Genomic DNA, 26,494 nt, shown 5'->3' on the forward strand with positions numbered 1-26,494 from the left:
ATGACCGATGAGGAGCGGAACAGGCGCAGCGGCGAGATCGGGCCGACCGAGCGCCTGGCCATGAACCGCACCGGCAGTTTCGACTGGGATCTCGACACCGGAACCATCGATGTCGACGACGCGGGGCTGCTGGTCTTCGGCGTGGCTCCGGACGCGTTCGACGGGCGGCCGGCGACGCTCGTACAGGATCTGGAGCCGACGGAACGGACGCGCCTGGAGCGGGTGATCCGGGACGCGATCACCGGCGGCCGGTCCTCGTACACGGCCCATGTGCGGCTGGAGCGGGCCGACGGTACACCCCAATGGACGCATGTGCAGGCGCGGATCCTGCGCCGGGATTCCGGGATGGCGCACCGGATCGTGGGGATCGTGCGGGACGCGACGGCCGAGGTGACGCACTCGGCGTTCGTGCTCGATCTGGAGAAGCGGCGCGAGGCGCAGACGACGATCGTGGAGCGTACGACGCACGCGCTGTCGCGGGCGGTGACCGTGGACGACGTGACGGCCGCGCTGACCGGGCCCGGCGGGCTCGCGCGGCTCGGCGCGGAGGGGCTTGCGCTCGGTCTGGTCGAGCACGGTTCGCTCAATCTCATCGCGTTGACCGGGGAATCCCTGGAGGCGTTCGAGGACTTCCGCAGCCGCCGGCTCGACCGGGGGCTGCCGCTCGCGGAGACGGTGCTGAGCGGCCGGCCGCGGTTCGTGCCCTCGTTCCTCAGCCTCGCGCAGGACTTCCCGGAGCTGGCGCCGTACGTGAACCGCATGCCGTTCCGGTCGGCCTGCTACCTGCCGCTGGTGGCGCAGGCCCGGTCGCTGGGCGGGATGGCGCTGTTCTACCGGCGCCGCAGCACCTTCAACGCCGACGAGCGCAACCTGCTGCTCGGTCTCGCGGCGATCGTGGCCCAGTCGCTGCAGCGGGCGATCCTCTTCGACGAGGAACGGGAGCTGGCGACGGGACTGCAGGCCACGATGCTGCCGCGGCGCATCCCGGAGATCACCGGCGGCGAGATCGCGGTGCGCTATCACGCGGCGTGGAGCGGTCGGCAGGTCGGCGGCGACTGGTACGACGTGATCCCGCTGCCGCGCGGCCGGGTCGGCGTCGTCGTGGGCGACGTGCAGGGCCACGACACGCACGCCGCCGCGATCATGGGGCAGCTGCGGATCGCGCTGCGGGCGTACGCGGGCGAGGGCCACGCCCCGTCCACGGTCCTGGCCCGGGCCTCCCGCTTCCTCGCGGAGCTGGACACCAACCGCTTCGCGACCTGCACCTACGCACAGGTGGACCTGGCCGGCGGCACGGTGCGTGGGGTGCGGGCCGGGCATCTGGGGCCGCTGATCCGGCACACCGACGGGCGGGTGGGGCGGCCGAAGCTGCGCGGTGGGCTGCCGCTGGGCCTGGCGACGGTCTTCGGCGACGAGGAGTTCCCGGAGACCCGGCTCGACCTGGTGCCGGGCGAGACGCTGGTGCTGTGCACGGACGGTCTGGTCGAACAGCCCGGCACGGACATCGAGACGGGGCTCGCGGCGCTCGCGGAGGCGGTGGGCAGCGGGCCGCCGCAGGCGGAGGCGCTGGCCGACCATCTGTCGGAGCGGCTGTGGGAGCGGTGGGGCTCGGGCGACGACGTGGCCCTGCTGGTGCTGCGGCGCAGCCCGGACCCGGGCACGCCGAAGGCGCCGCGCATCCACCAGTACATCCACCAGGCCGACCCGCAGGGCCTGTCGGACGCGCGGGCGGCGGTGGGGCAGGCCCTTGTGGACTGGGGCATGCCCGAACTCGCCGACGACGCCGAGCTGTTGACGGGCGAGCTGCTGGTCAACGTACTGCTGCACACGGAGGGCGGCGCGGTGCTCACCCTGGAGGTGCTGCCCGAACCGGTGCGCCGGGTACGCCTGTCGGTGCAGGACCGGTCGAGCGCCTGGCCGCGCCGCCGCACGCCCGGCGAGGCGGCGACCTCGGGGCGCGGGCTGCTCCTGATGGACGCGATCGCCTCGCGGTGGGGCGTGGAGCCGCGCGGTGAGGGCAAGGCGGTCTGGTGCGAGATCGGGCCGGGCGCGGCGAACGGCAACGGGAGCGGAAACCGGCACGGGAACGGGAACGGGAACGGGAGCCGTACGGCGAACGGTGCCGCGGGCGGCCGGTAGCGGGCCCGGGCGAGCGGAGGGCGGTGCGGGCGATGGACCCGGTGGCGGCGCTGGAACGGATCGCGTTCCTCCTGGAACGCTCACAGGCCCCGACCTATCGGGTACGGGCCTTCCGCACGGCGTCCGCCGCCGTCACCGCCCTCGGGGCCGAGGCGACCGCGGCCCGCGCGGCGGCCGGCACCCTGGAGTCCGTCAAGGGCATCGGCCCGAAGACGGCTGCCGTGGTGAGCGAGGCGCTCGCCGGGCGGGTGCCCGAGTACCTGGAGCGCCTGGAGCGGGAGATCCCGGTGCCCGAGGCGCAGGGCGGCGAGACGCTGCGGGCGGCGCTGCGCGGCGACTGCCACGTCCACTCGGACTGGTCGGACGGCGGCTCCACCATCGAGGACATGGGCCGCACCGCGGCCCGCATCGGCCACGCGTGGACGGTCCTCACTGACCACTCCCCCAGTCTGAAGGTCGCCCGCGGGCTCTCCCCGGACCGCCTGCGGGAGCAACTCGACGTGGTGGCCCGCCTCAACGAGGAGTGGGCGCCCTTCCGCCTCCTCACCGGCATCGAGTGCGACATCCTGGAGGACGGCTCCCTCGACCAGGAGCCCGAACTCCTCGACCGGCTCGACCTGGTCGTCGGCTCGGTCCACTCCAAGCTCCGCATGGACTCCCGCGCCATGACGCGGCGCATGGAACGCGCCGTCCGCAACCCCCTGCTGGACGTTCTCGGCCACTGCACGGGCCGTCTGGTGAGCGGCGGCCGGCTGCGCCCCGAGTCGGAGTTCGACGCGGAGCGGATCTTCGCCGCCTGCGCGGAGTCCGGCACGGCCGTCGAGATCAACAGCCGCCCCGAACGCCTCGACCCGCCACGGCGGTTGCTGCGTCAGGCGGTCGCCGCCGGTGTTTACTTCGCGATCGACACGGACGCCCACGCCCCGGGCCAGCTGGAGTGGCAGATCTTCGGCTGCGCGCGGGCGGAGGAGTGCGGGGTGCCGGCGGAGCGGGTCATCAACACCTGGGAGGTGGCGGAGCTGTTGGCGTGGACGCGGGGGTGAGGCGGGGAGCCGCAGCAGGTGGTCGCGGACGCTGCGGTACCGCTAGAGGCCGTCGCCGGCGTCCGCGGCGCCCTCGTACTCGTACGCGCGGGCGAGCGCGATGCCGAGGTCGGCGGCGAAGGCCGGATCGCCCGTGACGGCCCGCCGTTCGGCCTCGTCCGTCAGTTCGCCGACGTTCCGCAGGCCCGGCAGCTCGGCCACGATCTTCCGTATCCGGTCGTTCCCGTCTTTCCGGTCGTTCCCCTCCGCCATGCCCGCAGCCTACGCGGGGCGGCCTGCCCCTCCCCGGCCTCCCCGCCTCAGGCGCGCTGCCACACCGTCGTGACGTTGCAGAACTCGCGGATGCCGTGGCCGGAGAGCTCCCGCCCGTACCCCGAACGCTTGACGCCGCCGAAGGGGAGGGCGGGGTGGGAGGCGGTCATGCCGTTGACGAAGACGCCGCCCGCCTCCAGGTCCCGTACGAAGAAGTCGATGTCCTCGTCCCGGCGGGTCCAGACGTTCGAACTCAGGCCGAAGGGCGAATCGTTGGCGACGGTGACGGCCTCCTCGATGTCGGCGACCGGGTAGAGGGTGGCGACCGGTCCGAAGGTCTCCTCGCGGTGGACGCGCATCTCGGGGGTGATGGCGGTGAGCACGGTGGGGCGGTAGAACCAGCCGCGGGGCAGCTCGGGCGGACGGCCGCCGCCGCACAGGACGGTGGCGCCCTTGTTCACGGCGTCGTCGACGAGGGCTTCGAGGTCGGTGCGGCCCTGTTCGGTGGCGAGCGGGCCGACGTCGGTGTCGTCGTCAAGGGGGTCGCCGACGGTGAGGGAGTTCATGGCGGCGGTGAAGCGCTCGGCGAAGTCGTCGTAGACGTCCCGGTGGACGATGAAGCGCTTGGCGGCGATGCAGGACTGCCCGTTGTTCTGTACGCGCGCGGTGACCGCGGTCTTCACGGCGCGGGGCAGATCGGCGGAGGGCATGACGATGTACGGGTCGCTGCCGCCGAGCTCCAGGACGGTCTTCTTGACCTCGTCGCCGGCGATGGCGGCGACGGAGCGGCCGGCGGGTTCGCTGCCGGTGAGGGTCGCGGCGGCGATCCGCGGGTCGCGCAGGACGCCCTCGACGGCGCCGGCGCCGATCAGGAGGGTCTGGAAGCAGCCGTCGGGGAAGCCTGCGCGGTGGAAGAGGTTGCCGAGGTAGAGGGCGGTCTGCGGCACGTTGGAGGCATGCTTGAGCAGACCGGTGTTCCCGGCCATGAGTGCGGGCGCGGCGAACCGGATGGCCTGCCAGAGCGGGAAGTTCCACGGCATGACGGCGAGGACGGTGCCGAGCGGCCGGTAGTGCACCCGGGCGCGGTCGGCGCCGGAGTCCTGGACGTCGTGGTCGGCGGGGTGCTCGTCGGCGAGCAGCGCCTCGGCGTGGTCGGCGTACCAGCGCATGGTCCTGGCGCACTTGGCGGCCTCGGCACGGGCGGCGACGATCGGTTTGCCCATCTCGGTGGTCATGGTGCGGGCGATGTCCTCGGCGTCCTCGTCGAGGAGCGACGCGGCGGCCCGCATCAGCCGGGCGCGCTCGGCGAAGGGGGTGGTGCGGTACTGGCGGTACGCCTCGTGGGCGGCGTCGATCCGGCGCTCGACCTCGGCGGGCCCGTGGGCCTCGTACGTCCGCAGCGTCTCGCCGGTCGCCGGGTTCACGGTGGCGATGCCCATGTCGTCTCCTCCTGAGCTGGAGTCCCGCGCGCGAATCTCCCCACCCGTCACGCTTGCGCGGCCGGGCGCGGGCCGCAAATCGGGGCGGGGCGGCGGGGTGACCGCCGGACCGGATCCGGGGGCCGCGCGGGGCGGCCCGTGCCGCAGGTCAGCGGCGTGCGACCCAGCGCAGGGCGCCGTCGAGGTGGGCGCGGAAGACGGGGTCCGCGTACGCCTCGGTGGCGTGGCCGAGCGCGGTGAAGAGGATCCGGCCGTGCTCGGGCGTCGCCTCGCGGCACCACACCAGTGGGTGGTCGGCGCCGAGGGTCCCGCCCTCGTAGCTGGTCTCGTCGGCGCCGGCGAGGACGTGGACGCCGGCGTCCCGCGGGTGGCTGCTGTACTCGTACCACTCGTCGGTGCGGTCCCAGCGCTCCGGCAGCGGGGCGGTCGCCGGGTGGGCGGGGTCCTCGACGAGGACGGTGCCGGGCTGGAGCGGCGGGTGGCCGGTGAAGCGGGTGCCGAGGAGTTCGCCGTAGAACGGCCAGTCGGGTTCGGCGTTGGCGGCGGCGTGCACGACGAGGAGCCCGCCCCCGCCCCGTACGTACGCCTCGAAGGAGGCCCGGCCCGCGTCGGTGAGGACGGTCCCGGTGGTGGAGAGCAGCACGACGGCGGCGCAGCGGGCGAGCCGGCCGGGGGCGAAGGCGGCGGGGTCCTCGGTGGTCTCGGGGGCGAGGCCGGCGGCGGTGGCGAGTTCGGCGAGCGCGGCGGCGCCGGCGGGGATGGAGTCGTGGCGGTAGCCGGCGGTGCGGGTGTAGACGAGGACGTCCGTGGCGGTGCTGCGGGGCACGTGGGCCCTCCCCCTGGTGGCGTGGTGGTCGCGTGGTGTGCGGCGGGGGCCGGTAGAGCCCGACCCGCCACGCTCCGGCCCGGGACCGGAAAGCGCTTGCCGCACGGCGGGACCGTAGCCAGCGAAAAGCGCGCGACGCAAGGCCGGCCGCCACGGCAGACTGCGGCGATGGACCTCCTGCCCCGGCCGCGCCGCGCCCTCGCCCATGTCTCCGCCCTGGCCACCGGCGCCGTGGCCGCGCCCGCGCCGCGCGTGACGCTCAACTTCCACCCCACCTTCCTCGGCCGGCTGGCCGAGGAAGGCGTGTACCGCTCGCAGTTCGTCACCGGCACCAGCAACGGCGGGCTGACCGCGCACCCCGGCGGGGACCGGTGGCGGTGGGAGAGCCGGATCTTCGGCGGCGCGTACGACGACGCCCCGGCGCACGAGCGCCCGGTGTACGGCGCGCTCGACCACCGGCGCCGCCCCTACGGGGCCGCGCCGCGCTTCGGCTCGGCGCATCTGCGGCTGACCGCCGACACGCTGGCCCGCACCACCTTCTGCTACCCGGACAGCGTCCTCGAACCCACGGACTTCGGCGTCGCCGAGCGCACGGCCGCCCTGATCGCGCTGGCCCTCGCCGACGACCAGGACGCGCTCGACGACTACGTCGAGGCCCAGGTCCACGGCCCGGTCGAGCTCGGCCGGGACGTGGAGGCCCTTGTCCTCGACCCGTCCTTCCGCGGTACGGAGGTGGAGGCCGCCGCCCGCGCGCTGCCGTGCCCGGTGGAGTGGCACGGCGGCTTCCGGCTGACGGTCGACGAACTGCGCCGGCACCCCGGCTACCGCGGCCCCGAGTTCGTCGAACTGGGCGCCGCGATCGCCGAGGACGGCCGGCTCGACCCCCGCATCGTCCAGTCGGCCGCCGAGTCGGGCCGGCACGACCGGCAGGCGGTGAAGCGGGTCTGGCACCTGCTCGCCCGGTTCGGGGCGCCGGAGACCGCGCCGCAGACCGCGCCGCAGACCGAGGACGCGACCCGCTAGGCGGCGATGCGCCCCTGGTCACCCGTGTGCTCCTGCCGGTGGGCCTCATCGGCCCGGACCAGGGTGCAGACGCCGTCCACGCATTCGCGCCGCAGGCGGTCGCGGGAGAGCGTCTGCACCAGGCCGACCGCCCAGCAGGTCGGGCAGCCGCGGAAGGCGATCAGGCTCAGCGGGGCCGCGAGCAGCACGAACGGGCCGAGCGTGGGCACCAGGGCGATCGGTACGGCGATCAGGCCGAGGCCGAGGGCGCCGCGGGCCAGGTGGCGCGGAACGGAACTGCTCGCGTAGCTGCGCTCCGCCGGCTTCGCCGGGGTGGGGGTGCGGGTCGGGATGGTCACGGTCGTCGTCCTCCTTCACGGAGCGCTTCACGGTGGGCTTCACGGGGCGGGGCGAGGGAGCCGCGCAGGGTCGTACGGGCCCGGTGCAGCCGGGACTTCATGGCCGGGGTGGTCAGGCCGAGGGTGCGGGCGACGGTCTTGCCCGGCAGCCCCTGCAGGTCGCGCAGGATCAGGACCCGCCGCAGGTCCTCGGGCAGGGCGCCGATCGCGGCCGCGATCCGCTCCACCTCGAGGGCCTGGAGCGCCGCCTCCTCGGCCGACGGCTCGGCGCACTCCTCCGGTTCGGACGGCGGCAGCTCGCCGCGCCGGGCGAGCTGCCGCACCTGCCGGAGGCATTCGTGCCGCACGATCCGGAACATCCAGGAGGCGAGCGCCCCCGTGGCCCGCAGAGTGCCGATCTTCCGGTAGAGGACGATCAGCGCCTCCTGCGCCGCGTCCTCCGCTTCCTGCGGCGAGGCGCAGAGTGTGCGGGCGAACTTCCGTACGTGCGGCTGCGATTCCCTGACGACCGTGGCGAGCGAACCGACGTCGCCGTCCTGGGCGGCCCGGATCAGGCGCTCGTCGGGCCAGCTGTAGGCCGCTCTGCTCATGTCTTTCCCATCCCCCTTGTGCTCCGGATCGCCGTGCGCCGGATCGTCCTCATCGGTTGGCACGCTTCCTGCGCTGCGTCAGGTGCCAGGCGCAGGCGCCCATGAGCAGAACGCCGATCACCACGATGCCCGCGATCATCATCCGCTGGTCTCCGTCCTCCGGGCCGGCCCGAGCGGCCGGCTGTGTGGACAAGAGGCGGGCGGACCCGAAAAGGATTCACCGGCGGCGGGGGCAGTTCGCCCGTCAGGCGCCGTCCCGCGCCTCTGCGCCTCCCGGCCGGGTGACGGCTGCGAGGAGCGGGGCCAGGAAGTCCCGTTCGAGGGTGCCGGGCGGCAGGGCGTCGGGTTCGACATAGCTCTGGGCGAGGCCGCCTTCGCGCAGGGCGACCACGAGCCGGGCGAACCGGTCGGTGTCCACGGTGAGTTCGCGTCCCGAGCGGCGTACGACGAGCTCGATGCCGCGGGCGAGTTCGGCGCGCAGCCGGGCGTCGTGCCGGGCGAGCGCCCGGGCGGCCTGCGGGTCGCGGATGGCGTGCAGGGTGAACTCCGTGCTCACCAGGTACCAGTCGCGTTCGTCCGGCTCGACCCGCGAGGCGAGTTCGGCGAGCCGTTCCAGGGTGTAGTCCTCGGGCGCGAGCGCGTCGATCTGTTCGGCGAGGCGGTGCACGATCCGTTCGCCGTGCTCGTCGAAGAGGGCGAGGAAGAGCTCTTCCTTGCTGGCGAAGTTCGAGTAGTAGGCGCCGCGCGTGAAGCCGGCGCGCTCGCAGATCTGCTCGATGGACGTCGCGTGGAACCCGTGCTCGGCGAAGGTCTCCAGGGCCGCCCGCAACAGGGCCGCGCGGGTGCGCGGCCGGCGCTTGGTGACACCTTTCGGCACGGGTGCTTCCTCCTTCTCGGGGCCTTCTCAGGGCCTTCTCAGGAGCGTGTGCGCCCCCCGGGGCCGGGTCGGCCGCCCACGATACCGGCGCGGCTCCGCACGGCTGCTCGGGGCTCGCGCCCCCGGCGCTCGCCCGGGCACGCGGCGGCCCGCGACGTTAAGATTCACGCATGGGACAGCGGCCCGTCGCACCCGCCGCACCCGAGCTGGTCCTCGAGATCGACGGGGACGCGACCGTGATGAACCCGGGCCGCGTCTATCGCATCGGGCGCGACCCCAGCAGTGACTTCGTCCTCGCCGACGCCCGGACGTCCTGGCACCACGCGGTGCTGCGGGCGGTGGGCGACCACTGGACCCTGGAGGACGAGGGCAGCACCAACGGCACCTTCGCCGACGACCGCCGGGTGGCGCTGAGCGCCGTCGGCCCGGGCACGGTCATCCGCTTCGGGCACCCGGCCGACGGCCCCCGCGCGCGGCTGCTCCCCGCCGCTCACCCGGCGCCCGAGCCGCCGCCCCCGGCCGCGCCCCCGCCGCCCGCACCCGCACCCGCACCCGTGCCGGAGCCCGCGCCCGTACCCGTATCCGAGCCCGCGCCCCCGCCCGTACCGGCCGAAGAGCGGCTGTCCGAAGCGCACCGGCCCGAAGAGCGCCGGCCCGACGTGCCGGCCGCGGCTCCCCCGCGCCCGTCCTCCGTCTCGTACCCGGCCCTGACCGGGACCTTCCGGCAGCCGACGTCCGTACGTCCGCTGCCCACCCGCAGCATCCGGATCGGCCGGGCGCCCGACAACGACCTGGTGGTGGACGATCTGACGGTCTCCCGCCGACATGCCGAGCTGAGGGCGGCGCCGGACGGCACGTACTGGATCCAGGACCTCGGCAGTCACAACGGCACCTTCCTCAACGGGCGCCGCGTGGCGGAGGCCCGGGTGACGGCGGAGGACATCGTCGGGATCGGGCACTGCGCGTTCTGTCTGATCGGCGGGAACCTGGTCGAGTTCACCGACACCGGCGAGGTCTCGCTCGACGTGCAGGAGCTGGCGGTGACCGTCGACCACGGCCGGAAGACCCTGCTCGACGGCGTGTCGTTCCCGGTGGGGCAGAAGTGCCTGCTCGCCGTCGTCGGCCCGTCCGGGGCGGGCAAGTCGACCCTGCTCGGCGCGCTGACCGGGCAGCGGCCGGCCGACCGGGGCACCGTGCTCTACGACGGCCGCGACCTCTACCGGGACTACGCCGAGCTGCGCCAGCGCATCGGCCTGGTCCCGCAGGACGACATCCTGCACCTCCAGCTCACCGTCCGGCGCGCCCTCGCGTACGCCGCCGAGCTGCGCTTCCCCGAGGACACCGCGCCCGCCGAGCGGCGCGCCCGGGTCGACGAGGTGATCCGGGAGCTGGGTCTTGAGGAGCGGGCCAAGCAGCCGATCCACAGCCTGTCCGGCGGCCAGCGCAAGCGGGTCAGCGTGGCGCTCGAACTGCTCACCAAGCCCTCCCTGCTCTTCCTCGACGAACCGACCTCCGGCCTCGACCCGGGCATGGACCGCTCGGTGATGCACATGCTGCGCGGGCTCGCGGACGACGGGCGGACGGTCGTGGTCGTCACCCACAGCGTGCTCAGCCTGGATGTCTGCGACCGGCTGCTCGTGCTCGCGCCGGGCGGCCGGGTCGCCTACTACGGCCCGCCCGACGACACCCTGGACTTCTTCGGGTTCGCGCAGTGGCCGGAGGCCTTCGAGGCTTTCGAGAACGACCGCGAGCGCGACTGGGCGGGCCGCTTCCGGGCCTCCCGCTTCCACCGGCAGTACATCGAGGACCCCTCGGTCCGGCCGCCCGCACCGGGCCCGGGCGCCGGAGGCATGGAGCCCCGGACGCCGGAGCCGCCGCCGAAGGCGCAGAGCTGGGGCGCCCAGCTCCGTACCCTCGTCCGGCGGTACGCGGCGGCGCTCTCCGCCGACCGGACCTTCCTGGCCATCATGGTGGCGCTGCCGTTCGTCATGGGCGCGATGGCGCGGGCCCTCTCGGAGGGCAGCCTCAACCCCGAGTCGACGCTGAACGTGCTGCTCATCCTGTGCGTCGGCGGCGTCCTGACGGGCGCGGCGAACGCGGTGCGCGAGCTGGTCAAGGAGCGGACGATCTACCGCCGCGAGAGAGCCGTCGGCCTGTCGCGCTCCGCGTATCTGATGTCCAAGGTCGTCGTCCTCGGCTCGATCACCGTCGTGCAGGCGGTGGTGCTGACCCTGGTGGCGCTGATCGGGGTGCCGCTGAACGTGCCGGGCGGCAAGGGCGTGCTGATGCCGCCGCTCGTCGAGATCACCCTGGCCGTTGCGCTGCTGGCGTTCACGGCGATGATGCTCGGTCTGTTCGTCTCGGCGCTCGTGCGCAAGGAGGAGGTGACGATGCCGCTGCTCGTCCTCCTCGCCATCGTCCAGGTGGTGTTCTGCGGCGCGCTCCTGAACGTGCGCGGTACGCCGGTCCTGGAGCAGCTGGCCTGGCTGGTGCCGTCGCGGTGGGCGTTCGCGGCGATGGGCGCGACGATCGACATCGGGAAGACGGTGCCGGGCGAGAAGACGGCGGATCCGCTGATGGCCCACACGGTGGGCGCGTGGCTCTTCGACATGGGCATGCTGGTGGTGCTGTGTGTCGTCCTCGGTGTCGTGGTGTCGCGGCTGCTGCGCCGGCACGAGCCGGTCGTGATGCGCCGGTAGGGAGCAGAGGCAGGGATCCGTGGTGGCTGTGGACGGGATGCCGGAGTACGGGGCGGCGGGCGCCCCGGGCGCCGAGGAGGGCGTGCCGGACTTCCGGCCCACGCATGTGGTGCCCGGCGACGGGCTGCCCGCCTGGGAGGCGCCGGATCCGGCGGTGCCGACGCAGTCCCTCGACGCGTATCTGCCGGTGCGGCTGACCGCGCGGGTCGGCGACTGGGGCCAGGTGCTGTGCTCCAACGGCTGGTCGGCGTGGGTGGACGCGCGGCTGCTCGTCTCCGTACCGGTCGATCCGCCGGCCGCGGGCCGTCCGCCGGCCCGTACCGCCGATCCCCGGCCGCTGATGGCCCGGGCCGAGGACGCCCTCGGGCGCTACCGGCGGGCGGCGGAGGAGCTCGCGGCGGGCGGGGCGGACGGGGAGACCTTCCGGACCCGGACCCGGGGGCTGCGGGTGGGGATGGTCGTGGACGGCGAGTCGCTGTGGCTGTACGACGCGGAGCACGAGCGCTGGGTGTACTGCGACGGCACCGGTCTGAGCACCTACGCCGCCTCGTCCGCCCCGTCGGCGGCGGCCGCGGCGGCGCCCGGTCTCGGGCACGAGCCGACGCAGGTGGTGCCGCAGCTCCGCCAGGACGGGCCGGAGGCGGGTCCGTCGGAGGCGGCGGCCCCGGCACCGGCCGCGGAGCCCACGCGGGTCGTCGCACCGCCGCCACCACCGGCGGCGGACGGGCCGGGGCCGGGTGAAGGCTGATGGCGCAGGAGCACCGCGACACGGCGCCCGGCACGGAGGCGCATCCCGCCACGCACCCCGGTCTTCCGGCCGCCGGCCGGGACTCGGGGCTGCTCGGCAAGCGGATCGCGGGCTATCTGGTGGAGGAGGAGATCGGGCGCGGCGGCATGGCCGTGGTGTACCGGGCCTTCGACGTACGCCTGGAGCGCACGGTGGCGCTGAAGCTGCTCGCCCCGGAGTTGGCCCGCAACGACACCTTCCGCAAGCGCTTCGCGCACGAGTCGCGGGTCGCCGCGGCGATCGACCATCCGCACATCGTGCCGGTCTTCGAGGCGGGCGAGACGGAGGGCGTGCTGTACATCGCGATGCGCTACGTGCCCGGCCAGGACCTGCGGGCCCTGCTCGACCGGGAGGGCCCCCTGGAGCCGGTGGCGGCGGGCCGGATCGCCGCCCAGGTGGCGTCGGCGCTCGACGCGGCGCACGCGCACGACCTGGTGCACCGGGACGTGAAGCCGGGCAACATCCTGGTGGCCGAGGGCACCGACCGGGACCATCCGGAGCACGTCTATCTGACCGACTTCGGCCTGACGAAGAAGTCCCTGTCCCTGACGGGGTTCACCACCGTCGGGCAGTTCGTGGGCACGCTCGACTACGTGGCCCCGGAACAGATCTCGGGCAAGCCCGTGGACGGCCGCTGCGACGTCTACAGCCTGGGCTGTGTGGTCTTCGAGACCCTGACCGGCGTGCCGCCGTTCCGCCGGGACGACGACATGGCCCTGCTGTGGGCCCACCAGTACGACCCGCCGCCGCCGCTCTCGGAGGAGCGGAAGGGCCTGCCGGAGGCGGCGGACGAGGTCTTCGCCCGCGCCCTTGCGAAGGCCCCCGAGGAGCGGTACGGCACCTGTCTGGAGTTCGTCGCGGAACTGCGGGCGGCCCTGGAGCGCGGCGAGCACACCCGGCGCCCGTACCGGGGCGGCAGCGAGGAACGCCCGGTGAGCCCGCCGCCGGAGCCGCCGGAGTGGGCGCGGCCGGTGTTCAAGTCCCTGGGGGCGTAGCCCCCCCGGGGCGAGGCGAGGCCTCAGTCCTCGGTGGATTCCTCGGTGGCCTTGGTCACCGGCACTTCGCCGCGCCGCCGCACCCGGGTGGCGAGGAAGCCGGCGACGATGCCCGCGACCATGCCCCACAGCACGGCGAGGCCGAACATCGCCCAGATGTGGGGGCGCAGGATCACCTCGGCGCCGAGGGCCCCGAGGTCGCCGATGCCGAGGATCGACAGGCCGAAACGGGCCTCGACGAGGGTGAGCGGCATGACCACCAGGACGGCGAGGCCGAAGGCGACGCCGAGGTGGAGGCCGTGCTGCCAGGGCTTGACGCCGGCCGGGGAGCGGACGGCCATGACGAAGGCGGCGCCGAGGATCAGGACGGCGGCGACGGGGAGCAGCCACCAGGCGCGGGCGTCGTAGGAGGCGAGGGAGCCGAGGTCGACGGTGGACAGGTCCTTGCCGCCGTCGCCGCCGCGCAGGACGGAGTCGAGGATCTGCGGCATGGGCAGGCCGAAGGGGCCTTCGGCGCGGCCGTCCCAGGCGCCGCCGATGCCGACGCCGAGGGCGAGCCAGGCGATGTTGGGCAGGCCGAGGAGGAGCACGGCGAAGGTCTCGGCGGTGTGCCCCTTGGTGGCGGCGACGACCAGGCCGATGACGAGGGCGATGCCCACGTACGCGAGGAGCAGGAGCAGCACGGCGGAGGCGGCGGGGCGGATGGCCTGGTGGCGGCGGACGTAGCGGGCGGGCAGCGGGGAGCTGCGGGAGACCAGGAGGGCGACGACGAGGACACCGAGGATCCAGAGGAGGCCGTAGAAGAAGGTGGGGCCGACGTCGGTGGTGAAGCCCACCTTGGGGTTGGCGGCGTCCAGGAGGTCCTTGAAGAGGTCTCCGAGGTCGCCGAGGTCCCCGGTGTCCTCCGTGGTGCCGCCGCCGAGGCTGATCGGGAAGTCGTGCCGGGCGAGGGCGGAGAGACCGCCGAGCGCGGCCAGCCAGAGCAGGACGGTGGGGACGGCGAGGGCGAGGAGCGCGCGGGCGGGGGCGACGGCGTGGTGGCGCAGCGGACGCAGGAACACGGCGCCGGTCACGAGTGCGCCCACCAGGGTGACGGAGAGCGGCATGGCGGTGAGTTCGGCCTGGGTGCCGGCGAGGTCGCCGGCGTCGCCGGAGAGCGCGATCTGCCCGCCCGCCGCCATGACCACGACGGCGGCGAGGACGGCGACGAACGCGCCGGTGCCGCCGGGCAGATCGGCCGCGCCGGCGGCCCACAGGCCGAGGCCGGCGGTGACGCCCATCGCGAGGACGCCCGCGACGACGGCCGCGAGAGCCCACAGGGCGCCGCGGGCCGGCTGACCGGTGGCGTCGGAGGGCGCGGCCTGGCGGGGTGGGGTGGGGAGCCGATTACTCACGGTGCCCACGCTAATGCCGTCGGGGGCCGTCCGCTTGCGGGCGGCACCTCATCGGCGCACACAATAGGCGCGGAACGGAAGAAAGGGAAAAACGTGACTTCCCACCCGCCGTCCGGCCAGCCTTCGGTACCTCCCACCGGCCCGCCCTCGGGGCCCCTCTCGGGCCCCTCGACGCGCCCCGGCCAGACCGCTCCCCCGACACCTCCCCCGCCCACGCCTCCGCACGGCGGGGGTGGCGGCGGTGGCGGGGGCGGTTCCGGCGGCGGTGATTCCGGCGGTACGGGCGGGGGCGCGCCGAGCGGCGGGGGCGGCGGCGGTCCGTGGTACCGCTCCATCCCCAAGGTCGCCTCGCTGACGGCCGTCGTGGTGGCGGCCGTGGCCCTGGTCGTCGTCCTCACCCAGAGCGGCGGCGACAAGTCGAACCAGGGCGGCGGTGCGGGCGGCGGCGAGGTGTTCCTGCAGAACACGTCGGCCAGCGGCCCCGATCCCTTCACCCGCTCCACCGCCCGCACGGGCGGCGCCACGATCTCCCCGCCCGCGCTGCCGAGTGAGACCGGCGGGGACCCCAACGCGACCCGCAGCGTGACCGGTTCGACCCCGGGCCTGTACGGCGGCACGCACCGCACCGCGGCCTGCGACGTGGAGCAGCAGATCCGCTTCCTCGGCGAGGAGCCCGCCAAGAACGCGGCCTTCGCCTCGGTCGTCGGCGTCTCCGCCAACGAAGTCCCGGGGTTCCTGCGCTCCCTGACGTCGGTTCAGCTCCGTGTGGACACCCGGGTCACCAACCACGGCTTCAGCGGCGGCAAGGCGGCCCCGTTCCAGTCGGTGCTCCAGGCGGGCACCGCGGTCCTGGTGGACACCCACGGGGTGCCGCGGGTGCGCTGCGCGTGCGGCAACCCGCTGACGCCGCCGGTGGCGCAGAAGTCGCCGAAGCCGGTCGGGCAGGCCTGGTCGGGCTATCGCGCGAGCAATGTCGTGTACGTGCAGCCCTCGGTGACCGTGATCAACGTCTTCGTGATCTACGACCCGCAGACCGACCGCTGGATCGCGCGCAAGCCGGGCGACTCGGGCAAGCACGACCACCACACCACTCCCCCGCCGCAGCCCACGCCGACCCCGTCGAAGTCTCCCTCGACCTCGCCGTCGTCGCCGGTGCCGTGCGTGACGGTGACGGGTACGCAGACGCCGACGCCGAGCGGTGGCGTCACGCCCTCGCCGTGCCCGTCGACGCTCACCCCGACCTCGCCGACCCCGTCCACGTCGACGCCGACCCCCTCGACCTCGCCCCCCTCGTCTCCGGCGACGCCTTCGTCGCCCACGGAGTCGACGGCCTCGGAGTCGACCCCGGCCACCGACCTGACCTCGGGCGGCGCCACGACCGACGGCAGCACGACCGACGGCTCGGCGAGCGCCTCGGCGAGCCTGTCGCCGAGCGTGTCCTCCTCCGCGCCGCCGGCGCCGGGCGCGCCCGGCCGTCAGCCGCTGATCTGAGCAGGCACCGCGCAGCTCTCCGGACCCGATGCGGCGGTACGGGCGTACCGCCGCAAGGTCCGGGCTCCCGCGCGGGCGCGGCGGCGGGTGCGCAGCGACCGGAGCCGGGCTCCGAGGGCCCACGGTTCGGCGATCCGCTCCTCGGTCCGCCGCTGCCAGCTCCGTTCGTCGCGATCGGTGAAGTGCTCGGTGAAGTGTCCGGACATGTTCCACGCTCCTTCCCCAGGCCATCAGGCCACTGAGGGGAGTCTGTAGCCTTATTGGCCTGGAGAGCACGGCCAATGAGGAGTGATTGGCATGGCAGACGGTCGAGTGGTCCGCTCCGTGGGCACCGTGTCGGACCGCACCCTGAGCGGGCGCCAGCTGGCGGCCCTGCTCACCCCGCCGGCCGACGGCCGGTTCGGCTATCGCGAGCTGGCCCGGGCGGTGCGGCAGGCGCTGCTCGACGGGCGGGTCGCGCTGCGGCTCCGGCTGCCCGCCGAGCGGGAGTTGGCGGTGGCCCTCGGGGTGTCCCGTACGACCGTCACCGGCGCGTACGACCTGCTGCGGGAGAGCGGGTACGCGCACAGCCGGCAGGGCGCGGGCACCTGGACCGCGCTGCCCGAGGGGCAGCCGCCGGTCGGCCCGGCCGCGCTGCAGGGCGACTCGGGCACGGTGATCGACCTCGCGCTCGCCGCGCCCGAGGCGCCCGCCGACGTGCTGTCCGAGGCCTTGGCGCGGGCCGCCGCCGAGGTGCCGCGCTACGCGGCGAGCCAGGGCTACCACCCGTACGGGCTGCCGGAGCTGCGGGCGGCGATCGCGGACCGGTACACCGCGCGCGGGCTGCCCACCCGGCCCGAGCAGATCCTGGTCACCACCGGCGCGCAGCAGGCGCTGGCCCTCGCCTTCGCGCTGCTCGGCGGGCCCGGGGACCGGGTGCTCGCCGAGAACCCCTCGTACACCAACGCCCTGGACGCGATGCGCGGGCAGCGGATGCGGATCACCCCGGTGCCGGTCACCGAGTCGGGCTGGGACAGCGGGCTTGTCGACGCGGCGCTGCGGCAGACGGCGCCCCGGCTCGCGTATCTGATCCCGGACTTCCACAATCCGACCGGGCGGCTGATGCCGGAGGAGCAGCGGCGGGAGGTGGCACGGGCGGCGCGGGCCACCGGGACCTGGCTGGTGGTGGACGAGACGCTGTCCGACATCGCGCTCGACGTGCCGGCGCCCCGGCCCTTCGCGGCCTCGGCGGGGCCGGGGGCCGGGGAGCAGATCATCGCCGTGGGCTCGCTGAGCAAGAGCTGCTGGGGCGGGCTTCGGGTCGGCTGGGCGCGGGCCTCGGCGCGGGTGGTGACGGAGCTGGCGCGGGTGCGGATCACCCACGACCTGGCGGGTTCGGTCCTGGACCAGCTGGTGGCCATGGCGCTGATGGACCGGATCGATCCGCTGCTGCCGGGGCGGGCGGCGGAGCTGCGGCGGCGCCGGGAGGCGCTGGTGGCGGCGCTCGCCACACACCTCCCGGAGTGGCGGTGGACGCTGCCGCCGGGCGGACTGTGCCTCTGGATCGATCTGGGCCGGCCGATGGCCTCGCAGCTCGCGGCACAGGCCCTGCGGCACGGCGTACGGGTGGAGGGCGGCGCCCGGTTCGGGGTCGACCCGGGCACCCATGAGCACCGGCTGCGGATCCCGTACGCGCTGCCGGCCGAGGTGTACGGGACGGCGGCGGAGCGGCTCGCGGCGGCGCTCGCCGGGGCGCCGGCCCCGTTCGCGGACCCGGCGCTGCCGGACTGGGTGGCCTGAGCCGTATGCCTGGCTCATCCCGGTTTCCCGTACTTCCGCACCGATAATCGGATGCCCGGGGCAAGGACCGTGTGTACGGTCGAGCGAGTGGAACCACTGACCGAGAAAGAGATCCGCGCGTCCTTCGTGAACTGCACGAAGGGTGACGCGGCCCGGATGAAGCTGCCGCTCGACTTCGCCGAGCTGCCCTGGCCCGACCTGGACTTCCTGGGCTGGGTCGACCCGGGCGCGCCGCTGCGCGCCCATGTCGTGGTGCCGGGCCCCGAGGGGCCGGTCGGCGTCACGCTGCGGGTGCCGGCGGTCGGCCGCACCAGTGCGATGAAGTCCAGCATGTGCCAGATCTGTCTGACCTCGCACGCCTCCTCGGGCGTGACGCTGCTGGCCGCGCCGCTGGCCGGCGCCCGGGGCCGGGAGGGCAACACGGTCGGCACGTACATCTGTGCCGACCTGGCCTGCCCGCTGTACGTGCGGGGCAAGCGGCAGCCGAAGCTGCGCGGGCAGCGGCACGAGGAGTCCCTGACGCCCGACGAGCAGGTCGCGCGGATGATGGGCAACCTGAACGGCTTCGTCGGCCGGGTCACGGCCGGCTGACCTGCGAACCGGGGGACGCCGGGGCCGGCGTTCCCCCGTGCCGGGGCTCAGGCTCAGCGGAAGGCCTGCTCGCCGGTGAGCGCCTTGCCGATGACGAGCGCGTGCACCTCGCTGGTGCCCTCGTAGGTGAGCACCGACTCCAGGTTGTTGGCGTGGCGCAGCACCGGGTATTCGAGGGTGATGCCGTTGGCGCCGAGGATGGTCCGGCACTCGCGGGCGATGGCGATCGCCTCGCGCACGTTGTTGAGCTTGCCGACGCTGATCTGCTCGGGGGTCAGGGTGCCGGCGTCCTTGAGGCGCCCGAGGTGGACGGCGAGCAGCATGCCCTTGCCGAGCTCCACGGCCATGTCGGCCAGCTTCTGCTGGGTGAGCTGGTACGAGGAGAGCGGACGGGCGAAGACGGTGCGGTCGCCCGCGTACGAGATCGCCGCCTCCAGGCAGTCGCGGGCGGCGCCGAGAGCGCCGAAGACGATGCCGAAGCGCGCCTCGTTGAGGCAGCCGAGCGGGCCGGACAGCCCGCGGGCCCCCGGGAGCATGGCGTCGGCGGGCAGCCGCACGTCCTCCATGACGAGTTCGCTGGTGACGCTGGCGCGCAGGGACAGCTTCCGCTTGATCTCGGGCGCGCTGAAGCCGGGGGTGTCGGTGGGCACGGCGAAGCCGCGGACGCCGTCCTCGGTGCGGGCCCAGACGACGGCGACATCGGCCACCGAGCCGTTGGTGATCCACATCTTGGTGCCGTTGAGGATCCAGTCCGAGCCGTCGCGCTTGGCGTGGGTGCGCATGGCGCCCGGGTCGGAGCCGGCGTCGGGCTCGGTCAGGCCGAAGCAGCCGATGTACTCGCCGGCCGCCATGCCGGGCAGCCAGCGCTGCTTCTGCTCCTCGGAGCCGTACTTCCAGATGGCGTACATGGCGAGCGAGCCCTGCACGGAGACCAGCGAGCGCAGTCCGGAGTCGACGGCCTCCAGCTCCATGCAGGCCAGGCCGTACGCCACGGAGTTGGTGCCCGCGCAGCCGTAGCCCTCCAGGTGCATGCCGAGGACGCCCAGACCGCCGAGGGTGCGGGCGAGTTCGCGGGCCGGGATCTCGCCGGACTCGAACCACTCGGCGATGTGCGGGCGCAGCTCGCGGTCGGCGAGGGTGCGGACGGTCCCGCGGATCTCCCGCTCCTCGTCGGTGAGGAGTCCGTCGATCGCGAGTAGATCGAGCGGGTGGACGGGCGACGGATTCGGCGACTTCACGGACGGCCTCCTGGCGACTGTGACAACTCGGCGAGCGGCAGCGTAGCGGGAGATCGGATATTGGATCCAGTATTGAATATGCGATCTCCATTGGCTACGGTCCGCTTGGATCCGATCACCGACGAGGGAGGCGGAATGCACACGCAGCAGCCGGAACCGGCCGGCCCGGCCGGTGCCCTGTCCGGGATCGTCGTGGCGGACTTCGGCCGGGTGCTCGCCGGGCCGTACATGACGATGCTCCTCGCCGACCTGGGCGCCGAGGTCGTGAAGATCGAGCGGCCCGGCGCGGGCGACGACACGCGCGCGTGGGGCCCGCCGTTCGCCGACGGGCAGGCCACCTACTTCCTCGGGGTGAACCGCAACAAGCGTTCCGTGGCCCTCGACCTGGGCGACCCGGCCGGCCTCGATGCCGCCCGGGCGCTGGTGGACCGGGCCGACGTCCTGGTGGAGAACTTCCGCCCCGGCACCATGGAACGCCTCGGCCTCGGCTACGAACGGGTGCGGAAGACCAACCCCGGCCTGGTCTACTGCTCGGTGACCGGGTTCGGTTCGGCGGAGGGTGCCGCGCTGCCCGGCTACGACCTGCTGGTGCAGGCGATGGGCGGGCTGATGAGCGTCACCGGCGAGCCCGGCGGACCCGGCACCAAGGCGGGCGTCGCGCTTGTCGACGTCATCACCGGCCTGCACGCGGGCATGGGCGTGCTCGCCGCGCTGCGGCACCGCGAACGCACCGGCGAGGGCCAGCGGATCGAGGTCTCGCTGCTGACCTCGCTGCTCTCCGCGCTCACCAACCAGTCCGCCGCGCACCTCGCCGCCGGGGTCGTCCCGCGCGCCCTGGGCAACCGCCACCCGAGCATCACCCCGTACGAGGTGTTCGAGGCGAGCGACCGGCCGCTGGTCCTGGCCGTCGGCAACGACCGCCAGTTCCGCGCCCTGTGCGGGCGGATCGGCGCACCCGCCCTCGCCGACGACCCCCGGTTCGCCACCAACACGGCCCGGGTCGCGCACCGGGAGGAGCTGGGTGCCGAGCTGTCCCGGCGGCTCGCGGAGCGCACCGCCGACGCCTGGTTCGAGGAGCTCACGGCGGCCGGGGTGCCGTGCGGGCCGATCAACGACCTGGGCGGCGCCTTCGCGCTCGCCGAGCGCCTGGGACTCGCGCCGCGGGTCCCGGCGGAGGCGGCGGGACCGGGGCAGGTGGCCCACCCGGTCGCCTTCGGCGCCACGCCCGCCGCGTACCGCTCCGCTCCGCCGCGCCTCGGCGAGCACACGGCGGAGGTGCTTGCGGAACTCGCGGAACCGGCGGGGCCGTCCGGGGAAGGTGCGGAATGTTCCGAGGAGAGGACGGCCGGGCGATGAGTGGCGACACCGTGGAGCGGCGACGGCCCCCGACCGCCCAGCAGTTCGTGCTCACCGAGCTGCGACGGGCCATCACCACCGGGGAGTTGCGGCCGGGCGACCCGATCCGGCAGGACGCCCTGGCGGCCCGGCTCGACGTGAGCCGGGTGCCGCTGCGCGAGGCCCTGAAGACCCTGGAGGCCGAGGGCCTGGTCGTGCACCACGTCCACCGGGGTTACTACGTCGCCGAGTTGTCCGTGGCGGACCTGGAGGAGATCTACCGGATCCGCCGGCTCCTGGAGACGGAGGCGGTGCGCACCGCGCTCGTCCGCTCCCCCGACGGACTCGCCGACGCCCTCGAACGGATCCAGGAGGAGGTGGAGCGAGCCGCCGAGGCCGGTGACGTGACGGTGATGGCCGAGGCCAACCGGCGCTTCCACTTCACCCTGATCGAAGCCTCCGGGATGCCCCGCCTGGTGCGCCTGATCGCCACCCTGTGGGACGCGACCGACGCGTACCGGGCGCTCTACTACGCCGAGGACCCGCACCGCGAGCGGGCCGTCCACGAGCACCGGGCGGTCGTCTCGGCGGTCGCCGAGAGCGACGAGGCCGCGGCGCTGCGCCGGCTGGACGAGCACCGCGACCACGCGGTGGCGGCGCTGCGCCGGGTGCTCGACCGGGCCTGAGGCCCGGCGCGGGTGCTGGGAGCGGGCGCGGTCTCTGGCGGCGGGCGCGGGGTGCGGCGCCGGGAGGGGCGGCCGAGGATGGAGGAGGGGCGTCCTCCAGGAAGGCACCGACCATGCGCAACGACCGCGCCACGCTCCGTGGCGGCACGCCGTCCGTCCTGGACGTCCTCGTCGTCGGCGCCGGACCCGTGGGGCTCACCGCCGCCGCCGAACTGCGCCGGCAGGGCACGGCGGTGCGGATCGTGGACCGGCTGCCGGAGCGCCTGCCGTACGCGAAGGCGGTCGGCGTCCAGCCGCGCACCCTGGAGATCTGGGACCGGATGGGCTGTGTGCGGGAGGCCATGGAGGCGGCCGTGCCGATGCGCGGCAGATCGTGTACGCGGACGGCAAGGAGCAGATGCGGTTCGAGCTGAGCCTGCCGGACGAGGTCCCGTACCGCTTCGCGGCGCTGCCGCAGTACGAGACGGAGCGGATCCTCGAAGAGCTCCTGGGCCGGTACGGCACGCGCATCGAGCGCGAGACGGAACTGGTGGGCCTCGACCAGGACGCGGACGGCGTGACGGCGCTGCTGCGGCGGACCAGCGTGGCAGGGACAGCGGGTGCGGCCGGCGGGGCACCGGTCGAGGAGGAGGTCCGCTGCCGGTATCTGGTGGGCTGCGACGGCGCGCACAGCACGGTGCGCAAGGCGCTGGGGCTGGGTTTCGAGGGCGGGGCGTTCCCCGAGGAGTTCATGCTCGGCGACGTCGAGGTGGACTGGGACCTGCCGCCGGAGTACGGGATCCGGTCGATGCACCACGGGCCGGACGGCGCCGTGGACGACGTCCTGGTGTGCATCCCGCTGCCGGGCCGGCGCCGCTACCGGATGTCCATGAAGGTGCCGCCCGCACTGTCCGTCGCCCGGAACGCCGCGGCCGGGACCGGCGGCTCCGGCGATGCGGTGGCGCACGGACTGGAGACCGACCCGCGTGCCCCCGGCCTGGCGGACATCCAGGAGGTGCTCGACCGCCTCTCACCGCGCCCGGTGACGGCCTCGGCGCTGCGCTGGTCGTCCGTCTTCCGGATCAGTCACCGCCTGGTCGACCGATACGGCGTCGGACGGGTGTTCGTGGCCGGCGACGCGGCGCACATCCATCCGCCGACCGGCGCGCAGGGCATGAACACCGGCATCCAGGACGCCTACAACCTGGCCTGGAAACTGTCGCTCGCGGTGCGCGGCACGGCGGGACCCGGGCTGCTCGCGAGCTATCACGCCGAGCGACACCCGGTGGGCGAGGAGGTCGTGGGGCGCACCCTGCGGCACTCCGCCGAGGGCGTGCAGGCCGACCGCGAGGACCCGGACACGCTGCTGCTGCGCGAGGCGCAGCTGCTCGTCGGCTATCGCGGCAGCCCGGTCGTCGCCGGGAACGGCGCGAGCGGTACGAGCGGCACGAGCGGGCGCGAAGGGCCGCTCGCCGGGGACCGGGCGCCGGACTGCGGCGGGCTCACCGGCCCGCTCACCGCCTTCCCCCTGCGCCTGTACGACGTGCTGCGCGGCCGGGGTCATGTCCTGCTCCTGTACGGGGACGGGCGGCCCGGGCCCGAACTGGCGGCGCGGGCGGCCGAGTTGTCGGGCGGCGCGGTCGAGGTGTGCGCGGTGCTGCCGGCTACGGCGGCGGACGGCGGCGCCCCGGCGGCGGGGGTCGCCGTGTACCGGGACGCGCGGGGCGAGTTCGCCCGGCAGTACTCCGTAACGGCTCCGACGGCCTTCCTCGTACGGCCCGACGGGTATCTCGGGGCGCGGCTCGCACCGGACGGGGCGGGTGCGCTCGACGCCTATCTGGCAGGGGTGTTCGGCGAGCGAGCGGGCGCCGGCCCCGCCGCCCGACCGCCGCAGCCGTCGCCGACCTCGTCCCCGTCCCCGTCCTGAACCGGGGTCGGCTCCCGCCGTCCGGGCTTCGTGAGGGATCATGGACAAAGGAGTCGAGAAGGGACGGGACGAACAATGAGGCACCGCAGTGTCGCCGACCTCATGACGCCGACCGCGGTCGCCGTGCAGCCGGGAACGCCGTTCAAGGAGATCGCCCGGCTGCTCGACGAGTACGGCATCACCGCCGTGCCGGTCGTCGACGCCGAGAACCGGCCGGTGGGCGTGGTCTCGGAGGCGGATCTGCTGCGGCGGCACACCGCCAAGGACGGCCCGAGCACCGCCGAGGCGATGATGACCAGCCCCGTGGTCAGCGCCCGCCCCTCATGGACGGCGGTCGAGGCGGCCCGGCACATGGAACGGCACCGGGTGAAGCGGCTGCCGGTGGTGGACGCGGACGGACGCCTCATCGGCGTGCTCAGCCGCACCGACCTGCTGCAGCTCTTCCTGCGCCGTGACCGCGCGATCCAGGAGGAGATCGTGGAGGACGTGGTCACCCGCATCCTGCGGCTCTCCCCCGCCTCCCTGCACATCGACGTGGCCGAGGGCCGGGTCACCCTCACCGGCACCCTGCCGCGCCGGAGCCTCGCGCCGATCTTCGTACGCCTCTGCGAGGACGTGGACGGGGTCGTGGAGGTCGTGGACCGCCTGACCTACGAGGACGAGGCGGCGCCCGCCGAGGACTGACCGCGCGCCGGGCCCGGGCCGTACCGACCACGCGCACGGCGCACGGAGACCGGGCGTCCGTCGGAGAGCGAGCGTCCGTCGGAGAGCGGTCGCCCGCCGCGGTTCGGCCGTGCCCGTACCGCCGCTCCCCCGCACGCCGCCGGCCCGCCGGTGCGGATGGCACCGGCGGGCCGGGGATGCGGTCAACCGACGGCGGCCGGTCACTCGACCGCCTCGGGCCAGCCGTATCCGGGTCCGGTGCGCCGGGGCACGGTGTCGGCGCCCACGGCCTCCATCTCCCGGTTGGCCTCCCTCATCAGCTTTCCGGCCAGATCCTTCATGGCCCGGCTCGCGGCGAGGTCGTCACCGATCACCGGTACGTCCACGTCCGCCGGGTTGCAGCGGGCGCTGCCGTGACCGGTGAGGGTGGACGTGCCGGTTTCCAGGCGGGCCTCCGCCTTGGTCCTGCCGCTCTCCTCGACCAGATCCAGGCCGACCTTCCACTCCAGGTGCCGTGTCATGGCCTGCCTCCTCGTACGGGCGGCCACGCGGAGACACCGCGCGGCCCTCCTCCTACCAGCATCCCGCCCGCACGGCCCGCGCGCCACGGGCGTTCTCGCGGGTGGCCGCCGACCGGGCCGGGGCGGAACCTCGGGAGCCGCTCGCCGGGCGACGGCACGGGCGAGCGGGCCGCCGGCCCCGAGCCGGATCCGGCTCTCGCCCTCGCCTCCGGCTGTCGGCAGGCCGAGCGCCGTGGCGCGGGGCGCACGGCCGGTGCGGGCCACGGTCCCGGCCGCGGAGGGTGCGCGGTGCGTGGCCGAACGGCGGGTGAACGCAGTCCGGCCGCGGGCCGGACCGGCGCGCCCGTCCGCGCCGCCCACGCCGCCCGCCCCGCGGCTCAGTGGGCGCTCGGGTCACGCGGCGCCCAGCACCTCGTCGGCCGCCCGGCGGCCGCTCGCCACGCAGTGGGCGATGCCGACGCCGTCGTACGCCGCTCCGCAGACCCGTAGCCGCGGCAGCTTCGCGACCGCCTCGCGGATCCGCGTGATCCGCGCGGTGTGCCCGACCGCGTACTGGGGCAGTCCGTTCTGCCAGCGGCTGACCCGCGAGGCCACCGGGGCGGCGGTCAGTCCCAGGACCTCGCCCAGGTCGCGGCGGACGGCCGCGACGAGCTCGGCGTCGTCCAGCTGCAGCGCGCGTTCGTCCCCGTGGCGGCCGACGGACGCGCGCAGCACGAAGAGTCCGGGGGCCGTCTCGCGCAGCCAGCGCCACTTGTGGGAGAGCAGGGTGGCGGCCTTGATCGTGCGCCCTTCCACCGGCGGTACGAGGAATCCGCTGCCGCCGGGCAGGACGGTCAGATCGGCACGGCGGAAGGCCAGCGTCACGAGCGCGGGTGAGGCGTACTCGATGCCGGACAGGTCGGCCGCGGCGGCCGGGCTCTCGGCGTCCAGCAGGTGCGCCGCGGCGCCGGCGGGGGCGGCGAGGACCACGCCGTCCGCGGTGAGGACGCGCTCGGTCGTACGGATCCGCCAGCCGTCCTCGGCGCGGGTGAGCCCGAGGACGCGGCTGTCGGTCAGGACCTCGCCGCCCCGGTCGCGCACGGCGCCGGCGACGGCGCCCGGCAGTCGGCCGATGCCGCCCGAGATGCCCAAGAACACGGGACCGGAGGACGCAGCCGGGGAAGGCTTGCGGTGCAGGGCGGCGACGGCGTCGAGCAGTGTGCCGTGCTTCCGGGCCTCCTCGTAGAGCGCGGGAAGGGTCGCGCGCAGCGAGATGCGGTACGCGTCCCCCGCGTACACGCCGTCGAGCAGCGGTTCGAGGAGCCGGTCGACGACCTCCCGGCCGTACCGTTCGGCCACGTACGCGCCGATCGCGACGTCCTCGCCGACGGCGGTACGCGGCAGGGTGCGGTCCTGCTTCATCCGCGCGATGCCCTCCGGGGAGAGCAGGCCCTCAAGGCCCGCCCAGTCGCCCGGCACGCCCATGAGGTGACCGCGGGGCACGCGGCGGTGGGCGCCGCGGCTCCATATCGTCGTGGAGGTCGTCACGACCGGCTCCAGGCACTCGCCGAGCCCGACGGCACGGGCCAGGTCGACCGCCTCGGGCCGGAGCGCGAACAGGGCCTCCGCGCCCAGGTCCACGGGCACGCCCGCGATCTCCCCGGCCCGCAACGTGCCGCCCAGCCGCCCGGACGCCTCCAGGAGCGTCACGCGCGCGCCCGTCTCGACCAGCCGGTGGGCGGCCGCGAGACCGGAGACGCCGCCTCCGACCACGACGACGTGTCCCGGTGCCGGTGCCGGTGTGATCTGACCAGCCATGTGCATGCCTTTCGCGGGAGAACTGCTCGGCAGATCCCCGGCCCGCGTCCCGGAGCGTCGGCCGGCCGGAGATCCACGAGCAGTG

At 74.7% G+C, this 26,494-nt stretch carries 23 protein-coding genes and 1 pseudogene; 13 read left to right on the forward strand and 11 right to left on the reverse strand.

The features are described from left to right. Window positions 1-2,139 carry a SpoIIE family protein phosphatase gene (locus KV205_RS12135; RefSeq protein WP_265864191.1) on the forward strand — a complete coding sequence of 713 codons (2,139 nt, stop codon included), beginning with the start codon at window positions 1-3 and terminating at the stop codon, window positions 2,137-2,139. A gap of 32 nt (window positions 2,140-2,171) precedes the next feature. Continuing rightward, window positions 2,172-3,182 carry a PHP domain-containing protein gene (locus KV205_RS12140; RefSeq protein WP_265864192.1) on the forward strand — a complete coding sequence of 337 codons (1,011 nt, stop codon included), beginning with the start codon at window positions 2,172-2,174 and terminating at the stop codon, window positions 3,180-3,182. A 42-nt stretch (window positions 3,183-3,224) separates the two neighbouring features. Here the strand turns inward: KV205_RS12140 and KV205_RS12145 are convergent, their stop codons facing one another. From KV205_RS12145 to KV205_RS12155, 3 genes are all read right to left on the reverse strand, one after another. After that, complete coding sequence (locus KV205_RS12145; protein WP_265864193.1) at window positions 3,225-3,434, reverse strand: hypothetical protein; 210 nt, start codon at window positions 3,432-3,434, stop codon at window positions 3,225-3,227. A 47-nt stretch (window positions 3,435-3,481) separates the two neighbouring features. Beyond that, window positions 3,482-4,873 (reverse strand): NADP-dependent succinic semialdehyde dehydrogenase, encoded by a 1,392-nt coding sequence (locus tag KV205_RS12150; RefSeq protein WP_265864194.1) that lies wholly within the window; start codon window positions 4,871-4,873, stop codon window positions 3,482-3,484. Window positions 4,874-5,021: 148 nt separating this feature from the next. Beyond that, window positions 5,022-5,699 (reverse strand): ThuA domain-containing protein, encoded by a 678-nt coding sequence (locus KV205_RS12155; RefSeq protein WP_265864195.1) that lies wholly within the window; start codon window positions 5,697-5,699, stop codon window positions 5,022-5,024. A gap of 168 nt (window positions 5,700-5,867) precedes the next feature. Here KV205_RS12155 and KV205_RS12160 point away from each other — a divergent pair, with 168 nt between their 5' ends. Then, window positions 5,868-6,722 (forward strand): DUF3626 domain-containing protein, encoded by an 855-nt coding sequence (locus tag KV205_RS12160; protein ID WP_265864196.1) that lies wholly within the window; start codon window positions 5,868-5,870, stop codon window positions 6,720-6,722. Here the strand turns inward: KV205_RS12160 and KV205_RS12165 are convergent. From KV205_RS12165 to KV205_RS12175, 3 genes are all read right to left on the reverse strand, one after another. Further along, a complete protein-coding gene (locus KV205_RS12165) occupies window positions 6,719-7,060 on the reverse strand; it encodes a hypothetical protein (RefSeq protein ID WP_265864197.1) in 342 nt (113 codons plus the stop codon). The genes KV205_RS12160 and KV205_RS12165 overlap by 4 nt on opposite strands. Beyond that, entirely contained in the window at window positions 7,057-7,650 is a 594-nt protein-coding gene (locus KV205_RS12170; RefSeq protein ID WP_265864198.1) for an RNA polymerase sigma factor, read from the reverse strand. The genes KV205_RS12165 and KV205_RS12170 overlap by 4 nt, the downstream gene beginning before the upstream one ends. A gap of 244 nt (window positions 7,651-7,894) precedes the next feature. Beyond that, window positions 7,895-8,527: a TetR/AcrR family transcriptional regulator gene (locus tag KV205_RS12175; protein ID WP_308404078.1), complete on the reverse strand. Its 633-nt coding sequence runs from the start codon at window positions 8,525-8,527 to the stop codon at window positions 7,895-7,897. A gap of 170 nt (window positions 8,528-8,697) precedes the next feature. Between KV205_RS12175 and KV205_RS12180 the strand changes: the two genes are divergently transcribed. From KV205_RS12180 to KV205_RS12190, 3 genes are read left to right on the forward strand one after another with little or no spacing between them, the layout of a single operon-like run. Continuing rightward, the gene (locus tag KV205_RS12180) at window positions 8,698-11,226 is read left to right on the forward strand and encodes an FHA domain-containing protein (RefSeq protein ID WP_265864199.1); all 2,529 of its coding nucleotides are present in this window, start codon (window positions 8,698-8,700) and stop codon (window positions 11,224-11,226) included. A gap of 37 nt (window positions 11,227-11,263) precedes the next feature. Beyond that, window positions 11,264-11,974, forward strand: a complete 711-nt coding sequence (locus KV205_RS12185; protein ID WP_265864451.1) for a hypothetical protein — start codon at window positions 11,264-11,266, stop codon at window positions 11,972-11,974. After that, the gene (locus KV205_RS12190; RefSeq protein ID WP_265864200.1) at window positions 11,974-13,008 is read left to right on the forward strand and encodes a serine/threonine-protein kinase; all 1,035 of its coding nucleotides are present in this window, start codon (window positions 11,974-11,976) and stop codon (window positions 13,006-13,008) included. The genes KV205_RS12185 and KV205_RS12190 overlap by 1 nt, the downstream gene beginning before the upstream one ends. 23 nt (window positions 13,009-13,031) lie before the next feature. On the opposite strand, the gene KV205_RS12195 is transcribed toward KV205_RS12190, so the two are convergent. Beyond that, complete coding sequence (locus KV205_RS12195) at window positions 13,032-14,402, reverse strand: streptophobe family protein (protein WP_374214662.1); 1,371 nt, start codon at window positions 14,400-14,402, stop codon at window positions 13,032-13,034. A 93-nt stretch (window positions 14,403-14,495) separates the two neighbouring features. Between KV205_RS12195 and KV205_RS12200 the strand changes: the two genes are divergently transcribed. Continuing rightward, window positions 14,496-15,893: a DUF6777 domain-containing protein gene (locus KV205_RS12200; RefSeq protein WP_374214663.1), complete on the forward strand. Its 1,398-nt coding sequence runs from the start codon at window positions 14,496-14,498 to the stop codon at window positions 15,891-15,893. Here KV205_RS12200 and KV205_RS12205 read toward each other — a convergent pair. Beyond that, window positions 15,878-16,099, reverse strand: a complete 222-nt coding sequence (locus KV205_RS12205) for a hypothetical protein (RefSeq protein WP_265864203.1) — start codon at window positions 16,097-16,099, stop codon at window positions 15,878-15,880. The two genes, KV205_RS12200 and KV205_RS12205, sit on opposite strands and share 16 nt — an antisense overlap. Before the next feature lie 91 nt (window positions 16,100-16,190). Between KV205_RS12205 and KV205_RS12210 the strand changes: the two genes are divergently transcribed. Together KV205_RS12210 and KV205_RS12215 are read left to right on the forward strand one after the other, a co-directional pair. Then, window positions 16,191-17,672: a PLP-dependent aminotransferase family protein gene (locus tag KV205_RS12210; protein ID WP_265864204.1), complete on the forward strand. Its 1,482-nt coding sequence runs from the start codon at window positions 16,191-16,193 to the stop codon at window positions 17,670-17,672. Between the two features lie 87 nt (window positions 17,673-17,759). Beyond that, a complete protein-coding gene (locus tag KV205_RS12215; RefSeq protein ID WP_265864205.1) occupies window positions 17,760-18,263 on the forward strand; it encodes an FBP domain-containing protein in 504 nt (167 codons plus the stop codon). Window positions 18,264-18,316: 53 nt separating this feature from the next. On the opposite strand, the gene KV205_RS12220 is transcribed toward KV205_RS12215, so the two are convergent. Further along, entirely contained in the window at window positions 18,317-19,501 is a 1,185-nt protein-coding gene (locus KV205_RS12220; RefSeq protein WP_265864206.1) for an acyl-CoA dehydrogenase family protein, read from the reverse strand. 135 nt (window positions 19,502-19,636) lie between these two features. On the opposite strand from KV205_RS12220, the gene KV205_RS12225 reads away from it, so the two are divergent. The 4 genes and pseudogenes from KV205_RS12225 (at window position 19,637) to KV205_RS12240 (ending at window position 24,112) form a co-directional block, all read left to right on the forward strand. Continuing rightward, entirely contained in the window at window positions 19,637-20,857 is a 1,221-nt protein-coding gene (locus KV205_RS12225) for a CaiB/BaiF CoA-transferase family protein (RefSeq protein WP_265864208.1), read from the forward strand. Next, window positions 20,854-21,522, forward strand: a complete 669-nt coding sequence (locus KV205_RS12230; protein WP_265864209.1) for a GntR family transcriptional regulator — start codon at window positions 20,854-20,856, stop codon at window positions 21,520-21,522. Before KV205_RS12225 ends, KV205_RS12230 begins: the two co-directional genes overlap by 4 nt. Window positions 21,523-21,635: 113 nt before the next feature. After that, window positions 21,636-23,428 (forward strand): annotated as a pseudogene (locus KV205_RS12235) (FAD-dependent monooxygenase). 75 nt (window positions 23,429-23,503) lie between these two features. Next, the gene (locus tag KV205_RS12240) at window positions 23,504-24,112 is read left to right on the forward strand and encodes a CBS domain-containing protein (protein WP_265864211.1); all 609 of its coding nucleotides are present in this window, start codon (window positions 23,504-23,506) and stop codon (window positions 24,110-24,112) included. A 200-nt stretch (window positions 24,113-24,312) separates the two neighbouring features. Here KV205_RS12240 and KV205_RS12245 read toward each other — a convergent pair whose 3' ends face one another. Together KV205_RS12245 and hemG are read right to left on the reverse strand one after the other, a co-directional pair. After that, on the reverse strand, window positions 24,313-24,612 hold the full coding sequence (locus KV205_RS12245; RefSeq protein ID WP_265864212.1) for a DUF1876 domain-containing protein: 300 nt from the start codon (window positions 24,610-24,612) through the stop codon (window positions 24,313-24,315). Window positions 24,613-25,005: 393 nt separating this feature from the next. Then, a complete protein-coding gene (hemG, locus tag KV205_RS12250; protein ID WP_265864213.1) occupies window positions 25,006-26,409 on the reverse strand; it encodes a protoporphyrinogen oxidase in 1,404 nt (467 codons plus the stop codon). Window positions 26,410-26,494 lie beyond the last annotated feature (85 nt).

Origin of the sequence: Streptomyces sp. SKN60 (genome assembly GCF_026236535.1) — a bacterium.
Lineage (GTDB): Bacteria > Actinomycetota > Actinomycetes > Streptomycetales > Streptomycetaceae > Streptomyces.

Bases quoted from the DNA above. Each gene is read 5' to 3' on its own strand.
- KV205_RS12135 (WP_265864191.1), top strand. From the start codon at position 1: ATGACCGATGAGGAGCGGAACAGGCGCAGCGGCGAGATCGGGCCGACC.
- KV205_RS12140 (WP_265864192.1), top strand. From the start codon at position 2,172: ATGGACCCGGTGGCGGCGCTGGAACGGATCGCGTTCCTCCTGGAACGC.
- KV205_RS12145 (WP_265864193.1), bottom strand. From the start codon at position 3,434: ATGGCGGAGGGGAACGACCGGAAAGACGGGAACGACCGGATACGGAAG.
- KV205_RS12150 (WP_265864194.1), bottom strand. From the start codon at position 4,873: ATGGGCATCGCCACCGTGAACCCGGCGACCGGCGAGACGCTGCGGACG.
- KV205_RS12160 (WP_265864196.1), top strand. From the start codon at position 5,868: ATGGACCTCCTGCCCCGGCCGCGCCGCGCCCTCGCCCATGTCTCCGCC.
- KV205_RS12170 (WP_265864198.1), bottom strand. From the start codon at position 7,650: ATGAGCAGAGCGGCCTACAGCTGGCCCGACGAGCGCCTGATCCGGGCC.
- KV205_RS12180 (WP_265864199.1), top strand. From the start codon at position 8,698: ATGGGACAGCGGCCCGTCGCACCCGCCGCACCCGAGCTGGTCCTCGAG.
- KV205_RS12185 (WP_265864451.1), top strand. From the start codon at position 11,264: ATGCCGGAGTACGGGGCGGCGGGCGCCCCGGGCGCCGAGGAGGGCGTG.
- KV205_RS12190 (WP_265864200.1), top strand. From the start codon at position 11,974: ATGGCGCAGGAGCACCGCGACACGGCGCCCGGCACGGAGGCGCATCCC.
- KV205_RS12205 (WP_265864203.1), bottom strand. From the start codon at position 16,099: ATGTCCGGACACTTCACCGAGCACTTCACCGATCGCGACGAACGGAGC.
- KV205_RS12210 (WP_265864204.1), top strand. From the start codon at position 16,191: ATGGCAGACGGTCGAGTGGTCCGCTCCGTGGGCACCGTGTCGGACCGC.
- KV205_RS12225 (WP_265864208.1), top strand. From the start codon at position 19,637: ATGCACACGCAGCAGCCGGAACCGGCCGGCCCGGCCGGTGCCCTGTCC.
- KV205_RS12230 (WP_265864209.1), top strand. From the start codon at position 20,854: ATGAGTGGCGACACCGTGGAGCGGCGACGGCCCCCGACCGCCCAGCAG.
- KV205_RS12240 (WP_265864211.1), top strand. From the start codon at position 23,504: ATGAGGCACCGCAGTGTCGCCGACCTCATGACGCCGACCGCGGTCGCC.
- KV205_RS12245 (WP_265864212.1), bottom strand. From the start codon at position 24,612: ATGACACGGCACCTGGAGTGGAAGGTCGGCCTGGATCTGGTCGAGGAG.
- hemG (WP_265864213.1), bottom strand. From the start codon at position 26,409: ATGGCTGGTCAGATCACACCGGCACCGGCACCGGGACACGTCGTCGTG.